At 64.1% G+C, this 20053-nt stretch carries 17 protein-coding genes; 8 read left to right on the top strand and 9 right to left on the bottom strand.

Translation table 11 applies throughout. The features are described 5' to 3' along the window. Positions 1-60 precede the first annotated feature (60 nt). Positions 61-1041 carry an adenosylcobinamide-phosphate synthase CbiB gene (gene cbiB, locus PAQ31011_RS20180; protein WP_150577492.1) on the bottom strand — a complete coding sequence of 327 codons (981 nt, stop codon included), beginning with the start codon at positions 1039-1041 and terminating at the stop codon, positions 61-63. A 22-nt stretch (positions 1042-1063) separates the two neighbouring features. Then, positions 1064-1630, bottom strand: a complete 567-nt coding sequence (gene cobU, locus PAQ31011_RS20175; protein WP_150577491.1) for a bifunctional adenosylcobinamide kinase/adenosylcobinamide-phosphate guanylyltransferase — start codon at positions 1628-1630, stop codon at positions 1064-1066. A gap of 40 nt (positions 1631-1670) precedes the next feature. Here cobU and PAQ31011_RS20170 point away from each other — a divergent pair, with 40 nt between their 5' ends. Both PAQ31011_RS20170 and PAQ31011_RS20165 read left to right on the top strand, forming a co-directional pair. Continuing rightward, positions 1671-3191: a cobyric acid synthase gene (locus tag PAQ31011_RS20170; protein ID WP_150577490.1), complete on the top strand. Its 1521-nt coding sequence runs from the start codon at positions 1671-1673 to the stop codon at positions 3189-3191. A 142-nt stretch (positions 3192-3333) separates the two neighbouring features. Then, a complete protein-coding gene (locus tag PAQ31011_RS20165; RefSeq protein WP_150577489.1) occupies positions 3334-3957 on the top strand; it encodes a ParA family protein in 624 nt (207 codons plus the stop codon). Positions 3958-4042: 85 nt separating this feature from the next. Here the strand turns inward: PAQ31011_RS20165 and panD are convergent, their stop codons facing one another. The 4 genes from panD to PAQ31011_RS20145 form a co-directional block, all read right to left on the bottom strand. After that, a complete protein-coding gene (gene panD / locus PAQ31011_RS20160) occupies positions 4043-4465 on the bottom strand; it encodes an aspartate 1-decarboxylase (RefSeq protein WP_047907323.1) in 423 nt (140 codons plus the stop codon). 161 nt (positions 4466-4626) lie between these two features. Further along, the gene (panC, locus tag PAQ31011_RS20155; RefSeq protein WP_150577488.1) at positions 4627-5463 is read right to left on the bottom strand and encodes a pantoate--beta-alanine ligase; all 837 of its coding nucleotides are present in this window, start codon (positions 5461-5463) and stop codon (positions 4627-4629) included. A gap of 7 nt (positions 5464-5470) precedes the next feature. Further along, positions 5471-6355 carry a segregation and condensation protein A gene (locus tag PAQ31011_RS20150; protein ID WP_150577525.1) on the bottom strand — a complete coding sequence of 295 codons (885 nt, stop codon included), beginning with the start codon at positions 6353-6355 and terminating at the stop codon, positions 5471-5473. Positions 6356-6631: 276 nt separating this feature from the next. After that, complete coding sequence (locus PAQ31011_RS20145) at positions 6632-6814, bottom strand: DUF3460 family protein (RefSeq protein WP_150577487.1); 183 nt, start codon at positions 6812-6814, stop codon at positions 6632-6634. A 399-nt stretch (positions 6815-7213) separates the two neighbouring features. Here PAQ31011_RS20145 and PAQ31011_RS20140 point away from each other — a divergent pair, with 399 nt between their 5' ends. The 3 genes from PAQ31011_RS20140 to bamE all read left to right on the top strand — a co-directional run bounded on the left by PAQ31011_RS20140 (position 7214) and on the right by bamE (position 13886). Continuing rightward, entirely contained in the window at positions 7214-8938 is a 1725-nt protein-coding gene (locus PAQ31011_RS20140; RefSeq protein WP_246179683.1) for an autotransporter assembly complex protein TamA, read from the top strand. Positions 8939-9054: 116 nt separating this feature from the next. Then, on the top strand, positions 9055-13200 hold the full coding sequence (locus PAQ31011_RS20135) for a translocation/assembly module TamB domain-containing protein (RefSeq protein ID WP_174990209.1): 4146 nt from the start codon (positions 9055-9057) through the stop codon (positions 13198-13200). 149 nt (positions 13201-13349) lie between these two features. Continuing rightward, entirely contained in the window at positions 13350-13886 is a 537-nt protein-coding gene (gene bamE / locus PAQ31011_RS20130; RefSeq protein ID WP_150577485.1) for an outer membrane protein assembly factor BamE domain-containing protein, read from the top strand. 10 nt (positions 13887-13896) lie between these two features. Here the strand turns inward: bamE and PAQ31011_RS20125 are convergent, their stop codons facing one another. Further along, positions 13897-14139 (bottom strand): DUF6356 family protein, encoded by a 243-nt coding sequence (locus PAQ31011_RS20125; RefSeq protein WP_150577484.1) that lies wholly within the window; start codon positions 14137-14139, stop codon positions 13897-13899. 116 nt (positions 14140-14255) lie between these two features. On the opposite strand from PAQ31011_RS20125, the gene PAQ31011_RS20120 reads away from it, so the two are divergent. After that, complete coding sequence (locus PAQ31011_RS20120; RefSeq protein WP_039403921.1) at positions 14256-14717, top strand: Lrp/AsnC family transcriptional regulator; 462 nt, start codon at positions 14256-14258, stop codon at positions 14715-14717. 93 nt (positions 14718-14810) lie between these two features. Here the strand turns inward: PAQ31011_RS20120 and metG are convergent, their stop codons facing one another. After that, positions 14811-16925 (bottom strand): methionine--tRNA ligase, encoded by a 2115-nt coding sequence (metG, locus tag PAQ31011_RS20115; protein WP_150577483.1) that lies wholly within the window; start codon positions 16923-16925, stop codon positions 14811-14813. 375 nt (positions 16926-17300) lie between these two features. Then, entirely contained in the window at positions 17301-17963 is a 663-nt protein-coding gene (locus PAQ31011_RS20110; protein WP_150577482.1) for a YiaD family glycine zipper/OmpA-like lipoprotein, read from the bottom strand. 274 nt (positions 17964-18237) lie between these two features. On the opposite strand from PAQ31011_RS20110, the gene apbC reads away from it, so the two are divergent. Continuing rightward, a complete protein-coding gene (gene apbC, locus PAQ31011_RS20105; RefSeq protein WP_150577481.1) occupies positions 18238-19320 on the top strand; it encodes an iron-sulfur cluster carrier protein ApbC in 1083 nt (360 codons plus the stop codon). A gap of 155 nt (positions 19321-19475) precedes the next feature. After that, complete coding sequence (dcd, locus tag PAQ31011_RS20100) at positions 19476-20045, top strand: dCTP deaminase (RefSeq protein WP_039373928.1); 570 nt, start codon at positions 19476-19478, stop codon at positions 20043-20045. Positions 20046-20053: the final 8 nt, after the last annotated feature.

The following is a 20053-nucleotide window of genomic DNA, read 5'->3' as shown; positions in this document are numbered from 1 at the left end:
GCACCGAGGATGATGGTGCAGGTGCAGCGGATGACGCAGACATGACGATCAGAAAGCGAGTTACAGCAGTGTTGTGGGCATGGCATCGGCCTGCGACGCGGCGAACAGCGCCAGTGCGCCGGTGACGATCAGCCACATCCACATGGAACGGGAGATCAGCCGCCACGCGGCCTTGATGTGTTGTGCGGAGGGTTCCATGCCGCAGCCCAGCGGCGGACGTGCTTCCCACTCGCCGTGATACCGCGCCGGCCCCCCCAGCTGAACGCCGAGGCTACCGGCACCGGCAGCCATCACGGGGCCCGCGTTGGGGCTCGACCACGCGCTCGCCTGCGTGCGCCAGCAATCGATGGCACGCGCCACATCGCCGAAGATCGCGTAGCTCGCGGCGGTCAATCGCGCGGGAATCCAGTTGAGGATGTCGTCGATGCGCGCCGCCGGTCGGCCGAAGTAGAGAAACTTGTCGGTGCGATAGCCCCACATCGCGTCGAGCGTATTGGCCAGACGGAACAGCACGACGCCGGGCGCACCGGCAATCGCAAACCAGAAGAGCGCGCCGAAGATCGCGTCGTTGCCGTTTTCCAATGTGGATTCGACGGCGGCACGCGCGAGATCGGAGGCGTTAGCGTCGTCCGTGTCGCGCGAAACGATGCGCGCGGTGAGGGCGCGGGCCTGTGTCAGATCGCCGTCGCGCAGGGCGTGCGCAATGGGCATCACATGTTCGCGCAGACTGCGGGCACCGAGCGCCGCGTACAACGCCAGTGCTTGCCAGACGATGCCGCCCCAGCCGGGCAGGAACGTCAGCGCCCAGGCGATCAGCACGGGAATCACGAGCATGATGCACCACGCCCACGTGCCACGCGTCATGGCGCTGAACGGCTTGTCGCGGACGTCGGGATCGTTGAGCCATGCGTCGACGCCGTTGGCGATATAGCCGAAGCCGACCAGCGGGTGCCAGCGTCGCGGCTCGCCGAGCCAGGCGTCGAGCAACACGCCGATCAAAGCGGCGAGCCAGAGCGATTCGGGCGCGAGTCCTGTGAGCATCGGCGAGTGACTCCTTTTTCTCTTATCCCTTGAGGGCCATGGGCAGCCCGGCGACGACGAAACGCACGTGCGGCGCGAGCGCGGCGACACGCTGGTTGAGACGTCCCAGTTCATCGACATAACGCCGCGTGACCGAGCCCATCGGAATCACACCCAGACCGATTTCATTACTGACGACGACGATCTTGCCGGGCAGCGACAGCAGCGTTTGCGCGAGTGTGTCGACCACGCGCTGCCATTGCGCGTCCGTCGCCGGTCCCTCGGGATGATCGTCCGGCGGACACAGCCAGCCCGCCAGCCACAGCGGCAGACAGTCGACGAGCACGCAATGGCCGTCGCGCGCGACTTCCCGCAGTGTGCGCGCCAGCTCGCGTCCGGCTTCCACCGTTTCCCAATGCGCCGGACGGCTTGCCCGGTGATGCGCAATGCGCGCCTGCATCTCGGGCTCGCCGGTTACGGCAGCCGTCGCGACATAGGTCACGGACAGGCCGCTCTGCGTGGCGAGGTGTTCGGCAAACGCACTCTTGCCGGAGCGTGCGCCGCCGAGCACGAAGGTGAGATCGGGGGAGTTTGGAGCGAGGTCGGTCATGGCAGATATTGTACGAGCGCCCGATGCGATAATCCGCGTCATGAGTGAAATCCCTGTCAAATTCGAAGCCCCCGCCGGCCCGCGTCGCGGCACCCTGATGGTTCAGGGGACGTCGTCGGACGCAGGCAAGAGCACGGTCGTCGCCGGTCTTTGTCGTCTTCTGTATCGCGAGGGCGTGCGCGTCGCCCCCTTCAAGCCACAGAACATGGCGCTCAACAGTGCCGTGACGGCCGACGGCGGCGAGATCGGACGCGCACAAGCGTTGCAGGCCCAAGCGGCGGGCGTTGCACCGCATACCGACTTCAATCCCGTGCTGCTCAAGCCGAGCAGCGACCGGGGCGCACAGGTCATCATCGGCGGCAAGGTCGTGGCCGATCTCGATGCGCGTGCGTATCACGAGTACAAGCCTCGCGCGATGGCGGCGGTGCTGGCCGCGTACGAGCGTCTGCGTGCTGGGTACGACGCGGTGCTGGTCGAGGGCGCGGGCAGTCCGGCCGAGGTGAATCTGCGCGCACGCGATATCGCGAACATGGGCTTCGCAGAAGCGGTCGACGCCCCGGTGATACTCGTCGCCGACATCGACCGGGGTGGCGTCTTTGCGCAATTGATCGGCACGCTCGCGTGTCTGTCGGACAGCGAACGGGCGCGTATCAAGGGCTTCGTCATCAATCGCTTTCGCGGCGATCCGTCGCTGCTCACGAGCGGGCTGGAGTGGCTGGAGACGAAGACGGGCATCCCGGTGCTGGGCGTGCTGCCTTACCTGCATGGGCTGCATCTCGACGGGGAAGACATGCTGCCCGGCGAGCGTCACAAGGCCGCGAGCGGCGAGACGCGTCTGCGTGTGGCCGTGCCCGCCTTGCCGCGCATCAGTAATCACACCGACTTCGACGCTCTGCGTGCGCATCCGCAAGTCGATTTCCGTTATGTCGGCGCGGGCGAGGCGTGGCCCGCCAGCGATCTCGTGATCCTGCCTGGCAGCAAGCATGTGCGTGCCGATCTCGCGTGGTTGCGCGCACAAGGCTGGGAGACGGCGATCGCGCGGCATCTGCGCTATGGCGGCAAAGTGCTGGGGATCTGCGGCGGCTTGCAGATGCTCGGTGCGGCGATTCACGATCCGCTCGGGCTCGAAGGCGACGCGGGCACGACCTCGGGCCTCGGCTGGCTGGAGATCGAGACCACCATGGAGCCGCAGAAGCAACTGCGCGTGGTGGCCGGACGTCTCACCGCCGGCGACGCGCCGGTGAATGGCTACGAGATTCACATGGGCGTGACGCGCGGGGCGGCGCTCGCACGTCCTGCGGTCTGGCTGGACGGTGGCGCACAAGATGCGCAAGGCCCGGTCGCCGACGGTGCCCGCTCGGCCGACGATCAGGTCATGGGGACGTATCTGCACGGCCTGTTCGACACCCCCGAGGCACTGCAAGCGCTGCTCGCGTGGGCGGGCGCACGCGATCTGGCGGTGCAGGACTACAACGCGCTGCGCGAGGCGTCGCTCGACCGGCTGGCCGACGCGTTTGCCGAGCATCTGGACCTGCCGCGCGTTTGGGCTTGTCTGCGCTAGCGGGGCGGCTGATTGACGTATCGTTGGTATTCGTCCTTATGCCCGGCTGAGGCCCTTCGGGGATCAGGCGAGGAAAGGGCGGAAGCGGCACCGTCATCGACCCGTTGTAATATTGGCGAAAATCGACCTCGGGGAGTCTGCAATGCCGGTGATTGTGGTGGCGAATCCAAAGGGTGGCGTGGGTAAGAGCACGCTGGCGACGAATCTGGCGGGCTATCTCGCCGCGCAGGGTCATGCCGTCATGCTGGGCGACACGGATCGTCAGCAGTCCTCGCGCGCCTGGCTGGGGCTGCGTCCACCGGCGCTGCGTCCGATCGCTACCTGGGAGGTTGACCACAACGAGGTGGCCCGCCCGCCCAAGGGCACCACGCATGCGGTGCTCGACACGCCCGCTGGCCTGCATGGCAAGCGTCTTGACTCGATCCTCAAGCTCGCGGACCACATTCTGGTGCCGTTGCAGCCGTCGATCTTCGATATCCTCGCCACGCGCGATTTCCTCCAGAAGCTGGGCGAAGAGAAGGCGGTGCGTCAGGGCGACGTACGCATCGGTGTGGTCGGGATGCGCGTGGACGCACGCACGCGGGCGGCCGATCAGCTCTCGCGCTACTGTGAGGAAGCGGGCCTGCCGGTGCTCGGCATGCTGCGCAACACGCAGAACTATGTGCAACTCGCCGCGCATGGGCTGACGTTGTGGGATGTAGCACCGGGGCGCGTCGAGCGCGATCTGCCGCAGTGGGACGGCATCACCGAGTTCGTGGCGAAGTGACGAACGTCGGGTGAGCGCTCAGGCATAAAAAAGGGACCCGAAGGTCCCTTTTTCTTTGAGCCGCGTCGGTGTCCGACGCGTCGCCTTACTTCGCTGCCTGAGCGGCTTCGAAGGCGCGGGTTTCTTCCCACGCTTGCAGCGGCACGTGATCGCGTTCGCCCTTCTGCACGTTCTTCTCGTCGACGAACACCAGCTTGGGCTTGAAGCCGGCCAGCACTTCCTTTTCCTCGACTTGTGCGTACGACACGATGATCACGATGTCGCCGAGCTGCGCGCGACGTGCGGCCGCGCCGTTGAGCGAGATCATGCCGCTGCCGCGCTCGCCGCGAATAGCGTAGGTCGTGAAACGTTCGCCGTTGTTGACGTTGAAGATGTCGATTTGCTCATTTTCGACAAGGCCCGAGGCTTCGAGCAGGTTTTCGTCGATCGCGCACGAGCCTTCGTAATGCAATTCGCAGTGCGTTACGGTGGCGCGATGGATCTTCGACTTGAGCATGGTGCGGTACATGGCGTGCCTCTTGTGTTGCGATGTGTTTCGATGCCGCGCACGCTGCGCGACGAAGAATGTGCGCGCGGAATCGGCGAAGTGCCGACACGCGCACGGCTTGCGCCTGGAGCCCTTCGCGCTGGTCGTGCGGGTCGCTCGACCGTGCGCGGCGGGCCCGGCGCTCAAATTTCGAGGTTGTCGATCAGACGCGTCGCGCCCAGCTTGGCGGCGGCGAGCACCACCAGGCTTTCTGCCGGTGCCGCGCCGGGGGCGGGCACGCGCAGATTGGCGCGCTGGCGAATCGATACGTAGTCCGGTTTCCATCCGCGCTCGGTCAGTGTCTTCATGGCCGACGCTTCGAGCGCTGTGTAGTCGCTGCTGCCACCGTTCACGGTGTCGCGGATTTCGTTCAGCAAGCGATACAGTTGCGGTGCCTCAGTGCGCTCGGCGTCCGACAGATAGCGGTTGCGCGAGGACAGGGCGAGACCGTCGTCGGCACGCACCGTCTCGGCGGCAATGATCTCGATGGGCAGCGCGAACTGACGGCACATGCTGCGCACGATCATCAATTGCTGGTAGTCCTTCTTGCCGAACACGGCCACGCGCGGCTGCACGCACGAGAACAGCTTGGTCACCACCGTGCACACGCCCTTGAAGAAGCCGGGGCGGAACTCGCCTTCGAGAATGTCGCCCAGATCGTGCGGCGGCTCGACGCGGTATTCCTGCGGCTCCGGATACATCTCCTTCTCGTCCGGCGCAAACAGCACGTAGACGTTCTCGCGCGTGAGCTTCTCGATGTCGTCCATCATCGTGCGCGGGTACTTGTCGAAGTCCTCGTTCGGCCCGAATTGCAGACGGTTCACGAAGATGCTGGCGACCACCGGATCGCCGTGCTGGCGTGCGAGTCGCATGAGCGAGAGGTGGCCTTCGTGCAGATTGCCCATCGTGGGCACGAAGGCAACGCGATTCTGTCCGCGCAGTTGGTCGCGCAGTTCGTGAATCGAGGGGATGACTTTCATGGGGCGCTCAGTTTGGGGTGTAAGTCAGGCGGACGTAGATCGGCGCAAACGGCTCGGCCTGCGTGATCTCCAGCAGCGACTCGCGCGTGAGTTCGAGCATGGCGATGAAGTTGACCACCACGACCGGCACGCCGCGCGTGACGTCGAAGAGGTCGGTGAACTCCATGAAACGCGCGCCTTGCAGGCGTCGCAGAATCTGGCTCATGTGCTCGCGCACCGACAGTTCTTCGCGGGAAATTTTGTGATGCTGAACGAGCTTGGCGCGACGCAGCACCTCGGCCCACGCAGCGCGCAGGTCTTCGGCATCCACATCGGGAAAGCGCGGCTGAAGGCTTTGTTCGATGTAGACCTGCGAGCGCAGGAAGTCGCGGCCGAGCACCGGCAGCGTATCGAGCTTCTGCGCAGCGAGCTTCATCTGCTCGTACTCCAGCAGACGACGGACCAATTCTGCACGCGGATCTTCCGCTTCCTCGCCGGTGTCGGCCTTCTTCACCGGCAGCAGCATGCGCGACTTAATCTCGATGAGCATCGCCGCCATCAGCAGGTACTCGGACGCCAGTTCCAGATTGGTTCGGCGGATCTGTTCCACATAGAGCAGGTACTGCTTCGTGACCTGCGCCATCGGAATGTCGAGCACGTTGAAGTTCTGCTTGCGGATCAGATACAGCAACAAGTCGAGCGGGCCTTCGAAGGCTTCGAGGAAGATCTCGAGGGCGTCCGGCGGGATGTAGAGATCGTTCGGCAGCGCGAACAGCGGCTCGCCGTACAGACGGGCGCGCGCCACACCGTCGACCGTATCGGGCGTGGAGTCCTGCCCGTCGTGCGGGGCGGGTAGCTCGGTGGTCGAACCACCGGTACCACTCGCGCCACTCCCACCACTCGCGCGCGACATTGCGGCAGGCGCCGCTTCGCTGGTCGCGCCTTCGGGGGCGTCGGCGTCTGCCGTGTCCCCCGCGACAGGGCCGCCGGGCTCGACAGATCCGCTTTGGGCCGGAATTTCCTCCGAGCCGTCGTTTCGGCCATCGTCCGGCGCAGGGTCGGCAGCACCGCTCGCCACGGGATCGACGTGCTCAGGCACCGGCGCGATCTCGGGGATCGGGTCGGGCGTGAACGACGGATCGTCGGGCGTACTCGAATTCAATGCGGAACTCGGCCGGAGAGCGGCGTTTTACTCGCTTTGGTAGACGTACGGCTGCTGGGCCACACGCGATTGCTGGGCGCGGCTGCGCTCTTCCATATCAATCGGTTGCTTGTCCCACAGCAGGGAGCGGCCCTTACGTTGCTCCGCTTCCAGCGTCGGCTTCTCGGTCTTGAGTTGCTTGATGAATTGGGTGATGTCGGACTCGTACATGGTCGATTGCTTGAAAAATAGGCAAAAGCGGCACCGTCAGGACGGTGCCAATCGACGCAGATTCTACCGCAAACCCGTCGCGGTTCGGTGTTTTGGCGTTTTGGGCGATTTCCCCGAATTTCGGCTGCACGGGTGAACCGCACTCCGGGATATGTTCAAATACGACTCACATACGCAATGCGCGGTGTCTCGTTGTGCCATGCTGGCGGGCATCGTGCGTTTGAGCACTCTTCACGGCACGCCGGACCACCGGCGGCGATATTTCCAAGGAAGGTTTTGACCGTCTCGCAGATCAAATCCGGACACGACGCTGGCCGTCGCTTTGGCGTGCGCATTTCAGTACGCCCATTAGTTCGCTCATTAGTACGTCCATTCCCGCATCTTCTGCCCGCCCGACTGGTGAGCCTGGCGGCGCTGGCTTGCGGCCTGTGCGCGCCCGGTCTGGCCCAAGCCGACTATCGGGTGCGTGTCGACGCGCCCAAAGACATCGCCAAGCTCCTGAAGGACAACCTCGACGTCGTGCGCTTCGCCCCGCGTGACGACATCGGCGATGCCCAGTTCGAGCACATCGTGGCCACCATCGGCGAGCAAGTGCAGGAACTGACGTCGACGGAAGGCTATTTCTCACCCGTCACCCATGTGGATGTCGCGACCATCAACGGCAAGCGCGATGTCGACATCAAGGTCGACGCTGGCCCCCGGACGCATATCAAGGACGTCGACCTCAAATTCACCGGCCCGGTCGCCGAGCAGGATCCGCAGCGCGTCGAGCAGTTGCGCAACGCCTGGGAGCTGCCCGTCGACGCCCCGTTTCGCCAGTCCGACTGGGACAAGGCGAAGAACGACACTCTGTTTCAGTTAGGACAAAAGCGCTACCACGCCGCCAAGATGACGTTCTCGCGCGCCGTGGTCGACGCCGACAACGACGCCGCCTCGCTCGCCGCGACCTACGAGAGCGGCCCGCCGTTCACGCTCGGGCCGCTGGTGATCACCGGCACGCGCCGCTATCCCGCGCAGATCATCCGCAACGTCAATCCGCTGTCCGAGGGCGAGGCGTTCGACGCCGACCGCTTGCAGGAACTGCAACGCCAGATTCAGGCCACGCCGTACTTTTCCAACGTGATCATTTCGGTGACGGAAGACCCGTCGAAGGCCGAACTCGCGCCGGTGGAAGTGAAAGTGCGCGAATTCCCCACGCATCGCGTGCAAAGCGGGGTCGGCTACACGACGGATACGGGCGCGAGCGTCAACGGGCGCTACTCGTACTACAACCTGTTCGGCAAGGCGTGGACGTTCGACTCACAAGCGCGTCTCGAACAGTACCGGCAAGGCGGTTATGCCGAAATCGGCATGCCGCCCGACGAGAGCGCGTACACCAACAGCCTGCGCGGGGCGTTCGACCGAACGTATCTGAACGGTCTCGACCAGCGCTCGACGCAGGTCGGCATCAAGCGTGCGCGCTCGCGCGAACGTTACGACTGGGCTTACACGCTGGACTTCTATCGGACGGACGAGCGTCCGGACGGTGGCGAGCGTTTCCTCAACAAGGCACTCGTGCCCGCGTTCTCGTGGAACCGTCGCGACGTGGACGACCTGATCTTTCCACGCAAGGGCAACATCATCAACACGCAGCTCGGCTTCGCCGCAAAGCCGCTGCTGACCGATCAGAGTTTCGCGCGACTCTACGGCCGTATTCGTCAGTACTTCCCGGTCGGACAACGCGATCTCGTGCTGGCGAGACTGGAACTGGGCGCGGTGCTGACGAACGGCAACAGCAACCGGATTCCGTCCTCGCTGCTGTTTTTCGCGGGCGGCACCTCGTCGATTCGCGGCTATACATATCAGAGCATCGGTCGTCAGCAGAACGGCACGACCTTCCCGACGAAGTACCTTGCGACGGCGAGTCTCGAATATCAGCGCTGGGTTACGCGCGATTGGGGCGGCGCGGTGTTCTGGGACGTGGGGACGGCAACCGACGACTACCGACATCCCACACCGCTCTATCACGGTGTGGGTTTCGGGGTGCGCTGGCGTAGCCCAGTCGGCCCGGTGAACCTCGATCTCGGATATGGCGTGCATGACCGCCGCTTCCGTCCGTCGATCTCGTTGGGGGTGGCCTTCTGATGATGAAGATGCTGCTCAATACTTTGATGCCGACGACCGCCATGACCGATGTTCGCCAAGGCGATCAGGGGGCACAGGGCGCACGGGACGCCGGACGAGGACCCACGGAGCCCACATTGACGCGCCCCGGCGCGCGAGGCCCGGACGGTGGCGGTAACGTGCCGCCGGATAACGCTGCCGCACCACCGCCCCCACCACGTCGCCGACGCTGGGGGCGCACGCTCGCGGGCATCGTCCTCGCGATACTGCTGATCGTCGTGCTCGCCATCGGCGCGTTGGTGTGGGCGATGTCGAGCGAGCGCGGCAGTCGCTGGCTATGGCAGACGGCCGTCTCGACGCTCGGCGGCAAGCTCGCAGGCGAATGGCGCAGCGGCAGCGTGCTGCACGGCTTCACGCTGAACGACATGCGCTACGTGGATGGCGCGACCCGCATCACCGTCAGCCGGCTCGAAAGTCGTTGGGATCTCGGCTTGCGTCCGCTGCATTTCACCGTCGACAAGCTGCATGCGGGCGACGTGGAGCTGGCTTTCGCGCCGTCCCCGCCGTCGAACACACCGACGACGATGCCGACAAGCCTGCGTCTGCCGCTGGGGCTGACGCTGAACGACGTGCGCGTGGCGAAGCTCACGCTGCACTCGCCTGCGCTTGTGCTGGAAGACATCCGCGTGGCGGGTCGAAGCGACGGCACGCAGCACACGGTACAGATCGAGCATCTCGGCACGCCGTATGGTGAAGCGCAGGCCAGTTTGCAATTGAATGGGCAGCGTCCGTTTGCGCTAAGCGGCAACGTCGGGTTGCAGGCGAAGGCGGGCGATATTCCCGTCGCGCTCAAGGCCGATTTGTCTGGTTCCCTCGACGCCCTCGTCGTCGACCTGACGGCCAGCGGCGAGAAGCTGAACGGGACGGCGCACATTGCGGCGTCGCCGTTCGGTGCGGTGCCGCTCTCCCGCGCGCAGATTGCGCTCGATCACCTTAACCCGCGCGATTTCGCGCCGAGTGCGCCGCAGGCGGACCTCGCGGTGCAGGCCGACTTGCGGCCGCAACCGGGCGCAAAGGAGTTCCGCGTGCTGGGGCCGGTGTCGGTCACCAACGCGAAGCCCGGCGCGATCGACGCGGGCTGGCTGCCGGTGGAAAGTCTGCGCACGCAAGTGTTGCTCGATGCAACGCGTCAGGCGTTGACCGGTATCGAGTTGAAACTCGCAGGCCGCGCTGTGTTGACTGGTAGCGGTGAGTTGCGACGGGAGAAGGTGGCGACGGCAAGCACGCCTGCGCCTGCTGTCCCGGCGACGCCTTCCGCAAGCGTAGCCAGCACCGCGAGCGCTGCCACTGCCACTAACGAAGCAACGACCGATGCCGAAGCGACCGTCGGCGGTTTCGCCTTCACGATGCGCGACCTCGACCTGCGAGCGTTGTACGGCAAGCTGCCCGCGACGAAGCTCGGCGGCCCGCTCGACATCAAGCTCGACGCGAACGGTCAGCGCATCGCGCTCGACTGGCGCGACGCGGCCCGTCGAGTGCTTGCCGACGTTGGACTCGACGCGAAGGGCACGACGATTCACGCACTGTCGCTCGACGCCGGAAACGGCAAGGTCGCGGCGACCGGCGTGCTGGAGAACGGCGACACTGGCGCTTACAAGGCGCAGATCAAGCTGACGCGTTTCGATCCTGCCGCGTGGTACGACCTTTATGGTCCGCAAAAAGCTGGTGCAAAAACACCGGTCGCCAGCGTCACCGGTCAGTTCGATGCACAGGGCGCGCTGCGTCCCGCGTTCGGGCTGGCGCTGAAGTTCGCGTTACAGGACAGTGTCTACGCGGACCTGCCGATGAGCGGTGCGGGTACGGTGAGGCTGGCCGGCACGCGAATGTTGCCGAGCGATGCGAACCTGCTCGTCGCGGGGAACAAGGTCGTGCTGCGCGGCAGCTTCGGTGCACCGGGCGACAAGATGGCAGTGAACGTCGATGCCCCGTCGCTCGATAAGCTGGGCTTCGGCCTGGCAGGCCGTCTGCAACTGGACGGTCAGGTCTCGGGCACGATGGAGCGTCCGGCGGTTGCCGCAACACTGGTCGCCGACAAACTCGTGTTCGGCGCGCAAAAGCTGGAGCATCTGGCCGGCAAGGTGGATGTCAGCGGCGGCTTCCCCGGCGCTGCAGGCGATCGTCTGAACGTCACGCTCGACGGTCAAGGTTTCGCCAGCAGCGTCGCACGACTCGACAAACTGTCGCTGGCGTTGGCGGGCACGCGCGGTGCGCACACCCTGCATCTGAAGGCTGCGGGCAAGTTGCGCGAAGCGCCGCTCGACATGAATCTCGACGCCTCGGGTGCTGTGACCAACGCAGGCGGCAAGCCGGGTTGGAAGGGCACGATCCAGACGCTCGAAAATCGGGGTGTGCCGAAGCTGAATCTCGCGTCGCCCTGGCAGATCGAAGCGAGCGAGCAACGTGTGCATCTCGGTGCGGCGAAGCTCGTGACGGGGGCCGGCGCGCTCTCGCTCGCGAACTTCGATTACGGTGGCGGCCAACTTAAGACGGCGGGCACGATCGATACGCTCGACATCGCGCAGGTGCTGCGTGTCGTGCAGTCGTTCACCGGCGAGACGCCACCGATTGCCAGCGACATGGTGCTCGACGGCAAGTGGAACGTGAGCGCGGGTCAGCGCGCAGACGGCTTCGTGGAAATCGTGCGTCGCAGTGGCGATGTCACGCTGCGTCGCGGCGGCGCGAACGATCACGTCAATGTGACGGTCACGGGCATTCCCGGCCTGAGCGCCGAGAAGGGCGGCGTGGGCGCACGCGTGCCGCTCGGCATCTCGGAGTTGCGCACCCGCATCGATCTGTCGGGTCAGCAGGCGCGCACGACGCTCAAGGCCGTGTCCTCGCTGGTCGGGACCGTCGACGCGGATGTGCAAACCGGGCTGCGTGTGCAGGGCGGCATCCCGGACGTCCCCGACGATGCGCCGCTCACCGGTCGTATCGCTGTCGCGATTCCGAACCTCTCGAAGTTCGAAGACCTCGCCGGTGCGCAGTTCGCCTTCAAGGGCCGCGCCAACTTGCAGGTGGCGCTGGCGGGCACGGTGGCGAAGCCGCGTCCGACCGGCGAACTGACGGCCGACGATCTTTCGGTGCAGATGTTCGATACGGGCGTCAGCGTGAAGGACGGCAAGATGCGCATTGCGCTCACGCCGACCGAGATCGTGCTGCGCGACGTGGTCGTGACCGGTGGCGGTGGCGGCACGGCGCGCGCGACGGGCAATATCCGTCTCGACACCCCGGAGCCGACACTCGCCATCACGCTCGCCGCAGACAAGTTGCAGCTGTTCGCCGCGCCCGACCGTCAGTTGTCGCTCACGGGCGAGGCCAAGGCGACGGGCAGCGGCGAGTCGATGGCCGTGAACGGAAGCTTCACCGTGGATCGCGCGCGTTTCGCGTTGCCGCCCACGACCGCGCCGAAGCTGGGCGACGACGTCGTGGTCGTGCGCGGCGGCGCTCAGGCACGGACCAAGCCGCTCGATCCGAAGGAAGAAGCCGCGCGCATCAGCGAGAAGCCCGCCAGTCGGTTCTCGCCGCACATCAATGTCGAAGTGAATCTGGGCCGCGACTTCCGCTTCATCGGGGCAGGGGCCGATCTGTTGCTGCGCGGCAGTATGCGTGTGCAAAGCGATCCGCTCACACCGATGCGCGGGACCGGCACGATCACGGTGGCGGAGGGTACGTACGAAGCGTTTGACCGCAAGCTCGCCATCGAGCGCGGGGAGATCAACTTCGTCGGGCCGCTGGGCAACCCGAACATCTACATTCAGGCCATGCGTCGCAATCAGGAAGTGGCCGCCGGGGTGCTGGTGACGGGAACGGTGCGTCAGCCGCGTGTGACGCTCGTCTCCGAGCCGAACGTCTCCGACGAAGAGAAGCTCTCATGGTTGATGTTCGGCCACGGTCCCGATGGTGCGGGTCTCGGACAGCGTCAGGCGATGGCAGGTGCTGCTACGGCGCTGCTCGGTGCCTCTGGCGGCAAGCGCATCATCAAGGATCTGGGGATCGACGAATTCAGTATCGGCACCAGCGATTCCGGACTGGCCGATGACGAGCAGGTGGTCAAGCTCGGCAAGGCGATCTCGGACAACTTCTCGTTGGGATACGAACAAAGTCTGACGAGTGCGGCGAGTATCGTGAAGATCACGTGGCAGATTTCGCGTCGCTGGCAACTGGCGCTGCGCACCGGTTCGCTGTCCGGCTTCGATGTGCTGTTCAACCGGCGCTTCGACTGATGCACTGATGACGCTGCGTCGCTGATGCGGGAGCGCGGCCGATCACAGGGACAACAGGGAAAGGGAGGGTAATGATGAAAACCTCGTTCGATTTCGATCATGGCGCGCGCGACGTCGGTGCGCGCCGAGGCCTTCGTTGGGGAGTCGCTATGGGATTGCTTGCGAGTCTGTTGGGACTGTTCGGCTGCGATCAGCAGCAGATCGACAAGGTGCGCGAAAAGGCGCGAGACACGTTCAACGCCGTCAAGCCGGACGATCTGATGCTGCGCGACCTCAAACCGGGTGTCACGACCGAGGCGCAGGTGCGCGATCAGATGGGCAAGCCCGAGATCGTGTGGGAGAACGACGACGGTTCGCGTCGTCTCGAATATCCGCGCTCACCGGGCGGATTGCGAACCTATATGGTGGACATCGGTGCCGACGGCAAGCTGCGCAGTGTGACGCAGGCGCTCTCGGCGGAGAACTTCCAGCAGGTGCAGCCGGGCATGTCGCAGGACGACGTGCGGCGTCTGCTCGGCAAGCCGACGACGGTCGCGGAGTATCGTCTGAAGAAGGAGACGGTGTGGAGCTGGCGCTGGCTTGAGGACGGCGTGAACACGCCGGGCATGTTCAACGCGCATTTCGGCCCGGACGGCCGCGTCACGGTGACGTCGCGCTCGCCGGATCCGGCGTCGGAGCGGCCGTGACGGTTCGGCGTTACTGCATTGTCTGCGGCGCTTGCGTCTGATGCCCTGCGCGACGGTCGCGATGCGTCACCATCCGATCGTGCAGACGTGTGATGATCCGGCTGCCCGTCTTCTCGAACATGAACGGCAGCACCGCGTGGACGAGACACGCAAGGCACGCGCCGAGCAGGGGCAGAGCGAATGACAGCGACGTCCCCATATGCTGGAGATAGTTTTCGCCGACAGAAGCAGGATGTTGAGTGAAGATTTTCATGGCGAGCGTTGTTATCGGAATGTTTCTGAAGTCTACTTGCCGTCGCCGAGTAAAGGCTTCCAAATCTTCCCTCGAATGGGGTAGGATTTGGAAAAATTTTCCTCCCAGGGGCCATCGTGGACAAAACCGATCTCGCAATTCTCGAAAATCTGCAATCCGATGCCTCGCGCTCACTCGGTGAGTTGGCCGAAGCGGTACATCTGTCGCCCACGCCTTGCTGGCGGCGCGTGCAGCGTTTGCGCGAAAGCGGTGTGATCACCGGGCAGGTGACGCTGTGCGATCCGCAGCAACTCGACCTGCGCGTGACAGCCTTCGTCTTCATCAAGGCGGCAACGCACAGTGAGGACTGGATGGTCCGTTTCGTCGCGGGGGCGCGGGAACTGCCCGAAATTGTCGAAATCCATCGCATGGCGGGCGAGATCGACTATCTGCTCAAGGTCTATCTGCCGGACATCGCGGCCTACGACCGTTTCTACAAAAAGCTCATCCGCGTGGCCGATCTTCAGGACATCAGCGCCAGTTTTTCGATGGAGACGGTGAAGTTCACCACCGCATTGCCGGTGGACCACTTGCGCTAAGCGAGATAGGCAAGCCCACCGACGCCCCAAAGCAAAACACCCCGAGGCCGGATCGCCGGCGCTCGGGGTGTTTCGCTTTCTGGACTGCGTGTTTTACTTCACGCGCATGCCGGGCTTCGCGCCGTTGTGCGGCTCAAGAATGTAGATGCCCGGTTCTGCCTTCTCGTCGGCGGCCGACGCGGCGAGCACCATACCTTCCGACAGGCCGAACTTCATCTTGCGCGGGGCGAGGTTGGCGACCATCACCGTCAGCTTGCCCACGAGCACTTCAGGCTGCGGATACGCCGACTTGATGCCGGAGAAGACGTTGCGCGTTTGCGCTTCGCCCACGTCGAGCGTGAGTTGCAGCAGCTTGTCCGACCCTTCGACGGCCTTGCAATCGACGATGCGCGCAATGCGCAAATCGATCTTGGCGAAGTCGTCGATGGTGATGATGCCGTCGTCTGCCTTCTCTGCCGCTTTCTCCCCCTTCTCAGCCTTCTCGGACTTTGCCGCCTTGTCCTTGCCCTTCGCTGCGGCGGCATCGGCCACCGGGGCCGTCGCTTGCAGCGAGTCGCGGTTGGCCGCGAGCAGCGCTTCGACCTGCTTGCCTTCGACGCGCGTCATCAGATGCTTGTACGCGCTGATGGCGGCATCGGCGGTGAGCGGACGGTTCACGTCCTGCCACGTCTGCGGGGCGATGTTCAGGAACTGCTCCACTGCTTGCGACGTCGTCGGCAGTACCGGCTTGAGGTACAGCGTCAGCAAGCGGAACGCTTCCAGACACACCGAGCAAGCCTCGTGCAGCGCCGCGGCTTGCGCCGGATCCTTCGCCAGGTCCCACGGCTTGACCGTATCGACGTAACCGTTGATCGCGTCGGCCTGTTCCATCACCAGACGCAGCGCCTTGCCGAACTCGCGACCTTCGTAATACGCCGCGATCTGCGGGGCGGCGGCGCGCACCTGTGCGAGCAACGGCGCGTTCATGGCGTCTGCCGAAACACGGCCGTCGAAACGCTTGATCAGGAAGCCGGCGGCGCGGCTGGCGATGTTCACGTACTTGCCGACCAGATCGCTGTTCACCCGCGCGATGAAGTCATCGAGGTTCAGGTCGAGGTCTTCCATCGTGTTGCCGAGCTTGGCGCCGATGTAATAGCGCAGCCATTCCGGATTCAGACCCGTATCGATGAAGCTCTGGGCCGTGATGAACGTGCCGCGCGACTTCGACATCTTCTGGCCGTCCACGGTCAGGAAACCGTGGGCGTACACGTTGGTCGGCGTGCGATGGCCCGAGAATTCGAGCATCGCCGGCCAGAACAGCGTGTGGAAGTACATGATGTCCTTGCCGATGAAGTGGTACTGCTCGGTCGTGGAACCGGGCTTGACCCATTCGTCGAAGTTCAGACCGCGCTTGGCGCACAGGTTCTTGAAGCTGGCGTAATAGCCGACCGGTGCGTCGAGCCACACGTAGAAGTACTTGCCCGGCGCGCCAGGAATCTCGAAGCCGAAGTAGGGCGCATCGCGCGAGATGTCCCAGTCGGCGAGCGTCGATTCGCCATCTTCACCGAGCCATTCCTTCATCTTGTTCGCGGCTTCGGGCTGGGCGAGGCCCGACACCCACTTGCGCAGGAACTGCTCGCAGCGCTTGTCCGAGAGCTTGAAGAAGTAGTGCGTCGACGTCTTGCGAATCGGCGTGGCACCGGAGACGACCGAGAACGGATTGATCAGGTCGGTCGGCGCATAGGTCGAGCCGCAGACTTCGCACGAATCGCCGTACTGATCCTTCGCGCCGCATTTCGGGCATTCACCCTTGATGAAGCGGTCCGGCAGGAACATCTCCTTGACCGGGTCGTACGCCTGTTCGATCTCGCGCGCCTCGATCAGGCCCTGTTCCTTCAGCGCGAGATAGACGTTCTCGGACAATTCGCGGTTCTCTTCAGAATCCGTCGAATAGTAGTTGTCGAACGAGATATTGAAACTGTCGAAGTCACGCTTGTGCTCCGTCCACACGCGATCGATCAGTTGCTTGGGCGTGAGGCCTTCCTTTTCGGCGCGCAGCATGACCGGCGTGCCGTGCGTATCGTCCGCGCCAACGTAGTAGACCTCATGGCCCTGCATTCGCATGAACCGTACCCAGATGTCGGTCTGGATGTATTCCACCAGGTGACCGATGTGAATCTGGCCATTGGCGTACGGCAGTGCGGATGTGACAAGAATGCGGCGGGACATGTGGTTTGACTATGTGGGTTGAGGGTTGCGGGAAAGGACGATTCTAGCAGGCGGGCGGCGCCCGCGCCCAAACGGACGTCCGGGCAGTGCTGTGTCGTGGAAAAGCGAGCGGCCAAAAAAAAGCCGGAACCAGGTTCCGGCATAACTAGGCACACGTAACGTCAATAACAAAGAGGAGATGAAAGCGCCCACGGTAGGCACTTCCGAAGGGTCTGAGCGATGGGGCAAGGGATTAGTTCAACCGATGTGCCGACTTTCGATGCTGCGTTGCAACATGCAATGCGGCCGGGGTCCGGAAACGCGCATGCCCGGCGGACCGGGCATGCGTTTGATTGAGCTGATCTGACGTCAGTCCGGTGCGGCTTCTCGCAGCGCTTAGCGCGGCGGTTGCGTTTGCTGTTGCGGTGCTTGCAGCAGGATTTCCACGCGACGGTTCTGGGCGCGGCCTTCCGCCGTGGCGTCCGAGGCGACCGGCTGGCTGGAGGCGACGCCCACACCTTGCAGACGGCGAGCATCGACGCCGCGCGAGGTCAGATACTGGATGACCGCATTGGCACGATTTTGCGAGAGCGGGATGTTGATGCGATCGCCACCGGTGCTGTCGGTGTGGCCGATCACACGGGCCGTGATGCCCGGATTCTGGTTAAGCGAGTTCGCCAGATCGGTGAGCACGGCGGCAAAGTTCGGCTTGATGGCGTACTGATTCGTGTCGAACGTCACGTCGCTCGGCACGTTGACCTGGAGCTGACCGTCCGGGCGCTCTGAGATCTGGGTGCCGGTGCCGGCCGTGTGACCGCCCAGCGTGTTCTTGATGGACTGCCAGTTGTAGCCCGTGGCACCGCCTGCGGCTGCGCCGACCGCCGCGCCGATCAGGGTGCCGGTGGTATTGCCTCCGATGAGGTTGCCCAGCCCCGCCCCGACCGCTGCGCCGACACCGGTGCCCACAGCAGTATTGGTGCCCTGCTGCGTCTGGCATCCGGCCAGCATGGCGGCCGAGACCAGTACGAGCGCGGAAGCGCGCAGAGTGTTCTTGTTCATTTGAGGCTCCTTATCGATTAGCTAGCTGTGATGAAACACGCGTAAGCACTTCGTTGAAGCACGCGCGCGCCGCAGGGGTTTTGAGCCTGACGGCGCGACGTCTTTTACAATAGCGCTGAGCTTCAACCGCAGGCAAGGACATCTTGCCGCGACGGCTGGTTCCCCATAACACGCGCGCCTCGAATGCTAGTCGAGAGCGTGCGCCACGGTTGTTACAAGTTGTTAGCGCTAATCCGGGCTATCCCGGTGCGCCCCGACAGAGCGAGAGACCCACATGGAAGTCGCCCAAATCAATGAAGTGCTGCGTGGCATCGTCGACCCGGATACGGGCCTGGACCTGATCGCCGGTAAGTATGTGAAGCAGGTCGCGGCCGAGCACGGCCACGTCGGGATTCAGATCGAGTTCGGTTATCCCGCCAAAAGCCAGTTCGAAGCGATGCGCACGCGTATCACCGAGGCCGTCGGCAAGCTGCCCGGAGTCGAGCGCGTGGCCGTCGAAATCGGCCAAAAGATCGTAGCGCACACCGTACAACGCGGGGTGAAGCTCCTTCCCAATGTCAAAAACATCGTGGCTGTGGCCTCGGGCAAGGGCGGCGTGGGCAAGAGCACCACGGCCGTGAATCTGGCGCTCGCGCTGGCCGCCGAAGGCGCCAATGTCGGCATTCTCGATGCAGACATCTACGGCCCGTCGCTGCCGACGCTGCTGGGCATTCACGGCAAGCCGGAATCGAAGGACGGCAAAACCCTCGAACCGATGAGCGGTCACGGCTTGCAAGCCAGCTCCATCGGCTTCCTGATCGAGCCGGACAATCCCATGGTCTGGCGCGGCCCGATGGTCACGCAGGCGCTCGAACAACTGCTCAACCAGACGAACTGGCACGACCTCGACTATCTGATCGTCGACATGCCGCCGGGCACGGGCGACATCCAGCTCACGCTCGCGCAGAAGGTGCCGGTCACGGGCGCGGTCATCGTGACCACGCCGCAGGATCTGGCGCTGCTCGACGCACGCAAGGGCCTTAAGATGTTCGAGAAGGTCGGCGTGCCGATTCTTGGGCTGATCGAGAACATGAGCCTGCATATCTGCTCGAACTGCGGCCACGAGGAACCGATCTTCGGCGTGGGCGGCGGCGAGCGCATGAGCCACGATTTCGACGTCGATCTGCTGGGCAAGCTGCCGCTGGAGATGAGCATTCGCGTGCATGCAGACGCGGGTATGCCGAGCGTGGTGGGCGACCCGGACGGCCGCGTGGCCGAGCTGTACAAGGCCATCGCCCGCAAGGTCGCGGTGAAGATTGCGGCGCGCCAGAAGGACATGACGAGCAAATTCCCGTCGATCGTCGTGCAGAACACGTAAGGACGGCATGAAGGGCGGGGTAGGCACGTCACAAAGCCCGTCGGGCCGGGCCGGGAGGCCCGGCGCGGGGCGCTGCGAGTGAAAACATCACCGCACCGCAACATTCGCGTAAAATATGCCCACTTTTTACGTACTACCCCAATTCAGGCCCACACATGAGCATCAAGTCCGACAAATGGATCCGTCGTATGGCCGAGGAGCACGGCATGATCGAGCCCTTCGAGCCGTCGCAGATCCGGTATTCCCAGGACGGGCAAAAGATCGTCAGCTACGGCACGTCGAGCTACGGCTACGACATTCGCTGTGCGCCTGAATTCAAGGTCTTCACGAACATCAACTCGACGATCGTCGATCCGAAGAACTTCGACGAGAAGTCCTTCGTCGACGTCGAGAGCGATGTCTGCATCATTCCGCCGAACTCGTTCGCGCTTGCGCGCACCGTCGAGTACTTCCGCATTCCGCGCAGCGTACTGACCGTGTGCCTGGGCAAGTCGACGTATGCCCGTTGCGGCATCATCGTGAACGTAACGCCGTTCGAACCCGAATGGGAGGGCTACGTGACCCTGGAATTCTCGAACACGACGCCGCTGCCGGCGAAGATCTACGCCAACGAAGGCGTGGCTCAGGTGCTGTTCTTCGAATCCGACGAAGTCTGCGAGACCTCGTACAAGGATCGTGGCGGCAAGTATCAGGGACAGCGTGGTGTCACGCTGCCGAAAACCTAGCCTGCTAG

The organism is Pandoraea aquatica (assembly GCF_902459565.1).
GTDB lineage: Bacteria > Pseudomonadota > Gammaproteobacteria > Burkholderiales > Burkholderiaceae > Pandoraea > Pandoraea aquatica.
The sequence above is the reverse complement of the archived record's forward strand: the minus strand, read 5'-3'. Positions and strand labels throughout refer to the sequence as shown.